The 5627-nt window shown below is 62.3% G+C and carries 4 protein-coding genes; 2 read left to right on the forward strand and 2 right to left on the reverse strand.

Annotation, left to right across the window (positions count from 1 at the left end):
• Window positions 1–96: 96 nt before the first annotated feature.
• Window positions 97–1122: an aspartate-semialdehyde dehydrogenase gene (locus ACTQZF_RS09000; RefSeq protein WP_154514908.1), complete on the reverse strand. Its 1026-nt coding sequence runs from the start codon at window positions 1120–1122 to the stop codon at window positions 97–99.
• A gap of 220 nt (window positions 1123–1342) precedes the next feature.
• Window positions 1343–2731 carry an aspartate kinase gene (locus ACTQZF_RS09005; protein WP_154514910.1) on the reverse strand — a complete coding sequence of 463 codons (1389 nt, stop codon included), beginning with the start codon at window positions 2729–2731 and terminating at the stop codon, window positions 1343–1345.
• A gap of 103 nt (window positions 2732–2834) precedes the next feature.
• Between ACTQZF_RS09005 and thrC the strand changes: the two genes are divergently transcribed.
• Both thrC and thrB read left to right on the forward strand, forming a co-directional pair.
• Entirely contained in the window at window positions 2835–4352 is a 1518-nt protein-coding gene (gene thrC, locus ACTQZF_RS09010; RefSeq protein ID WP_441555094.1) for a threonine synthase, read from the forward strand.
• A 203-nt stretch (window positions 4353–4555) separates the two neighbouring features.
• A complete protein-coding gene (thrB, locus tag ACTQZF_RS09015; RefSeq protein WP_154514914.1) occupies window positions 4556–5437 on the forward strand; it encodes a homoserine kinase in 882 nt (293 codons plus the stop codon).
• Window positions 5438–5627 lie beyond the last annotated feature (190 nt).

Consider the following 5627-nt stretch of genomic DNA (forward strand, 5'->3'; position numbering starts at 1 on the left):
CCCCCCCCCCCCCCCCCCCCCCCCCCCCCCCCCCCCGGCCGGGGCGCCGCCAAGCCGCCCCCCCCCCCCCCCCCCCCCCGCCGGACAGTTCCACCGCTACTCGCAGAGCAGTTTGGCGATCTGGACGGCGTTGGTTGCCGCGCCCTTGCGGATTTGGTCGCCACAGCACCAGAAGGTGATGCCACGCGCGGCCTCGGGATTCGAGATGTCGCGGCGCACGCGACCGACCCAAATCAGGTCCTGGTCGGAGGTGTCCATCGGCATGGGGAATCGGTCGTGCGCATCCTCGGCGCCCAAGTCGTCGACCAGCTTGACACCCGGGGCAGAAGCCAGCGCAGCACGGGCCTCCTCGACCGTAATGTCGCGCTCAAACTCGAGCGTAATGCTCTCGGAGTGCGAGCGCAGCACAGGCACGCGCACACAGGTGCAGTTCACGCGCAGCTCGGGCAGGTGCATAATCTTGCGACCCTCGTTTTGCAACTTCATCTCCTCGGAGGTAAAGCCCTCCTCCTTGACGCCGCCAATCTGCGGAATCAGGTTGCTCGCCAACTGGGCGGCAAATGCGCGCGGCTCGGGAATCTCCTCGCCACGACCCAGGGCGGCCAGCTGGGCCTCGAGCTCGGCCATACCGGGAGCACCAGCGCCCGAAGCCGCCTGGTACGTCGAGACGATCATGCGCTTCACGCCGGCGAGCTTGTGCAGCGGCCAGGTGGGGACCAGGCCGATGATGGTTGCGCAGTTAGGGTTAGCGATAAGGCCGTGATGCCACTTGATGTCGTCGGCATTGATCTCGGGCACGACGAGCGGCACCTCGGGATCCATGCGGAAGGCGTGGCTGTTGTCGACCACGACGGCGCCACGCTTGACAGCCTCGGGCAGCAGCTCCTTGGCGATATCGTCGCCGGCAGCGCCGAGTACGATGTCGCAGCCCTCAAAGGCCTCGGGGCAAGCCTCCTCAATAACAACCTGCTCGCCGCGGAACTCGACGGTCTTGCCCGCAGAGCGCGCGCTCGCCAGCAGCTTGAGCTTGCCAACCGGAAACTCCTGCTCGTTGAGGCACTCGAGCATCTGGGTGCCCACGGCCCCCGTCGCGCCCAAAATAGCAACCGTGTACTGTTTCATGCTTCCCCCTTTAAAGGTTGTGGCTTTTGCCCGCACGCCGAGCAGGCAGGATATTCTTGCCCAGTGTATACAAGAACGGGGCGGACACGAAACCCACCCCGTCGAAACGAAACCGAAACGAAACGCCCCGCGCTAGATTTTTTGGAACATGCCTCAAAACCCACTCATGCGCCAAAAGGTAGATTTCTAGACATATCCCAAAAATCTACCGGAATGGTCGCTATTTGTGGAGGGCAGCCAGGGCGGGTTCAATCGGTGCAGGAGCCTCCAGATCGGAGACCTTCACAATGCCGTTCTCGTCGGAAAAGGCACGGTAAATGGTCTGAATCGCCAGGTCGAAGTCCTTATCCTCGACACCGATAATGATGTTGATCTCGTCGCAGCTCTGCGAAATCATGCGCACGCTCACGCCAGCCTGGCCGAGCATGCCAAACAGGTGGCCGGAAATACCTGCGCGGCCGCGCAGGTTACGACCGACGGTCGCGATGAGCGCCAGGCCCTCGACAACCTCAATCTCGAGCGGCTCAACCTCCTGCTGGATGTCGCCCACGAGCGAGTACAGCGAATCGTGCACATCCTGCTCCTGCACCACGGCGCCAAAGCGGTCGACGCCGGTGGGCATGTGCTCGACGGAAACGTCATAGCGCTCGAAGACCGAAAGTGCACGGCGCATAAAGCCGACGCGGGGCTTGGTGCGATCGCGGGCCACGTTGATGGCGACAAAACCGCGCTTGCCGGTCACGCCGGTAATGATGGGCTCCGCCTCGCCCTCATCAGCCGTCTCGCTAATGATGGTGCCGGGGTCCTGCGGCGCATTGGTGTTCTTGATGACCAGCGGAATACCCGCCTCGCGCACGGGGAACACGGCCTCCTCGTGCAGGACGCTTGCGCCCATGTACGAAAGCTCGCGCAGCTCCTCGTAGGTAACGCGCGCAATGGGCTGAGCCTCGGGAACAATACGCGGATCGGCAGAGTAGAAGCCCGAGACGTCGGTCCAGTTCTCGTAAAGGTCGGCGTCCAGACACTTGGCCAGGATCGAGCCCGAGATATCGCCGCCGCCACGATCGAGCAGCTTAATCTGGCCCTCACGCGTCGCGCCGTAGAAACCGGGCATAACAAAGCCGCCCTGCTGACCGTACTCCTGCACCAGCTCGGAGGTGCGGTTCATGCTGAGCGTACCGTCGTGATGGAACGCCACAACCGTCGCGGCGTCCAGGAACGGCAGGCCCAGGTACTCGGCCATCAGGCGAGCGGTGAAGTACTCGCCGCGGCTCACAAGCTCCTCGGTGGAGTAGCCGCCCGAGCGGGCGCGCTCGGCAAAGGCCGCGAACTCCTCACGGATGGGATAGGTGAGCTCCAGCTCGTCAGCGATATCAAAATAGCGCTGGCCAATGTCCTCGAGCAGCTCCTCACACGACACGTGATACTTAACGTGCGCGTTAACCAGGTAGAGCAGGTCGGTCACCTTGGTGTCGCCCTTAAAGCGGCGACCGCAGGCGGAAACCACCACAAAACGGCGGGCCGGGTCGGCGTCGACGATGGCTTTGATCTTCTTAAAGTGTTCGGCGTCGGCGACCGACGAGCCGCCAAACTTGGCAATCTTAATCATGGGCTGGAGGTTACCTTTCTAAAAGCCTCTGCGAACCTATTTTGCGCGCTCTGATACCATGGTTTCACCGATTGGGACCAAGGCATCCGAGGAGCAGTGTTATATGGGAACTTATCATAGTACACGAGGACGCACTTTATCGTGCTCAAGTAAGGTGGCAATCCGCACCGGCATCGCTCCCGACGGGGGTTTGTTTGTCTCGGACGAGCTCGGCACCCAGCAGGTCGATATCAGCTCGCTTGCAGATAAATCGTACTTTGAAATCGCTCAAGATGTGTTGGGAATGTTACTGAATGATTACACGGGCGAAGAAATTTCGGCCTGTGTGAATGAGGCATATCGCGGCACGTTCGCGAGTGAAGAGGTTACGCCGCTCGTCAAACTCGACGCTGCGCCGGGCGCTGACGCCCCTCAGACCTATGTGATGGAGCTCTTTGGCGGCCCCACGAGTGCCTTTAAGGACGTCGCCCTGCAGATGCTCCCCCGCCTCATGGCCCGCACTTCCGCCAAGGACGGCGGCGCCGAGCGCATCATGATCGTCACCGCCACGTCGGGCGACACCGGCAAGGCCGCACTCGCCGGTTTTGCCGACGCTCCGGGCACGGGCATCACCGTCTTTTATCCCGAAGGCAAAGTCAGCCGCGTGCAGAATCTGCAGATGTCCACACAGGAAGGCGATAACGTCGCCGTCTGCGGCATTCGTGGCAACTTCGACGATGCCCAGAGTGCTGTCAAGCGCATCTTTGCCGATAAGGAGCTTGCCGAGCGCTTGGAGGCCGCCGGAACGGTGCTTTCGAGTGCCAACTCCATCAACGTCGGCCGTCTGGTGCCGCAGGTCGTCTACTACTTTGCCGCCTATGCGCAGCTGTTGCGCGCCGGCGCCATCGAGGCCGGCGACGCTGTGGAGTTCTGCGTACCGACCGGCAACTTTGGCGATATCCTGGCCGGCTACTATGCCAAGCGCATGGGTCTGCCCGTCGCCAAGCTCGTCGTCGCGAGCGACAAGAACAACGTGCTGGCTGACTTCCTGACCACCGGCGTCTACGACCGCAACCGTCCGTTCTTCACGACCATCTCGCCGTCGATGGACATCCTCATCAGCTCCAACCTGGAACGCATGCTCTACTTCCTGTCCGATGGCGACTGCGAGCTTGTTGCCGGCCTTATGGAGCAGCTGGCAAAGACTGGTCACTATGAGGTTCCCGCCGACCTGCTGGCAAAGATTCAGAGCGTCTTTGGCTGCGGCTGGGCCAGCGAGGACGAGGTGCGCGCTGCCATCAAGAGCTGCTGGGATGCGAACGGCTACGTGATCGACCCGCACACCGCTTGCGGCTATCACGTCTTTGAAAATGTCGCTCCCGCCGAGGGCGCCAAGGCCCGTGTGCTGCTTTCGACCGCCAGCCCCTACAAGTTCCCGCGTGCCTGCTGCGACGCTCTGGGGCTCAACGTTCCCGAGGACGACTTTGAGGCCATGCGCGTGCTCGAGCAGGCCACCAATACGGCCGCACCGGCACAGCTCGCCGAGCTCGAGTCCAAACCCGTCCGCTTCGAAGACGTCTGTGACGTCGATGAGATGGCAAGCTACGTCGAGTCTGCAGCAAAAAAGATGGCTACCAACTAAACCCCTCATTAGGCGCCGGCGAAAGCCGGCGCACCTTCTTTTACCAGATAACCCCCGGGATGATGACGAACGCCCACAGCGTGCCTGGCTGTTTAGTTCGTCGCGAGTTCCGCACGCAAAGGAAAGCACTTAATGTGCTTTCCGTCTTGCGCAGGACTGCCCGAGCAGCGAACTAAACAGCCAGGCACGCCAGGAGGACCCACATGATCAAGATCACCGTCCCAGCAACCAGCGCCAACTTGGGCATCGGCTACGACACCCTCGGCATGGCCGTCAGCCTCTACTCGCACTTCACCTTCGAGCGTGCCGACAAGCTCACCATCACGGGCTGCCCCGAGGAGTTCCAAAACGAGAACAACCTGGTCTACGTCAGCTTTGTCGATGCGCTGGCCGCATGGGGCGAGCCGGCTTTTCCCGTTGCCATCGACATTCAAACCGATGTACCCGTCGCTCGCGGCCTGGGTTCCAGCTCCACTTGCGTCGTCGCTGGCATTATGGCCGCCGCCGCACTGACAGGCCACACCGTCGACCGCGCTGAGCTCGTCCGCATTGCCACCGAGGTCGAGGGCCATCCCGATAACGTCGCTCCCGCCATCCTGGGCGGCGCCGTCTGCTCCTTTACGCCGACCGATTCGCTCCCCCAGTGCCTGCGCTACGAGGTGAGCGATCGCTTGCGTTTTATTACCGTGATTCCGCCCTACGAGGTTCACACGAGCGAGGCGCGCAAGGTCGTGCCGCAGGAGATTCCGCTCTCCACCGCCGTATGGCAAATGGGCCGTATCGCCGGCATGACGCGAGGCCTGGAGGCCGGCGACCTCGACCTGATTGCCGCCGCCAATGACGACCGCATCCAGGAGCCCTATCGTCGTCGTCTGATTCCCGACTACAACGCTGTGCGCGACACCTGCCTTAACGGCGGCGCCAAGACCATCTGGATCAGCGGTTCGGGCTCTACCCTTATGGCTGTGACCGACGACACTATCGTGGCAAAATTCCTGCAGGTCAAGCTGCGCGAGCAGTTCCCCAAGTGTGAGACGCATATTCTAACGTGCGACACTGAGGGCGCTCAAATCGAATACCTGTAGCGCCCTGTCTCATTGCTCTCACCGGTCTCCTTGGGGCTTCCCCTGAAAACGTCCTCGATCATGAATTGCCCCGTCGTGGGGGGGGGGGGGGGGGGGGGGTCGCGGGGGGGGGTGGTTTTGTGGGGCGGCCCCCCGGCGCCGCCCCCCGCACCCCCCCCTTAAACCCACCCCCCGCATAATTAATGGCGCC

The sequence above is a fragment of the Collinsella sp. LCP19S3_H3 genome (assembly GCF_052119145.1).
Lineage (GTDB): Bacteria > Actinomycetota > Coriobacteriia > Coriobacteriales > Coriobacteriaceae > Collinsella.

Excerpts from the sequence above, each read along its gene's own strand:
- ACTQZF_RS09000 (WP_154514908.1), bottom strand. The coding sequence starts at position 1,122 with ATGAAACAGTACACGGTTGCTATTTTGGGCGCGACGGGGGCCGTGGGC.
- ACTQZF_RS09005 (WP_154514910.1), bottom strand. The coding sequence starts at position 2,731 with ATGATTAAGATTGCCAAGTTTGGCGGCTCGTCGGTCGCCGACGCCGAA.
- thrC (WP_441555094.1), top strand. The coding sequence starts at position 2,835 with ATGGGAACTTATCATAGTACACGAGGACGCACTTTATCGTGCTCAAGT.
- thrB (WP_154514914.1), top strand. The coding sequence starts at position 4,556 with ATGATCAAGATCACCGTCCCAGCAACCAGCGCCAACTTGGGCATCGGC.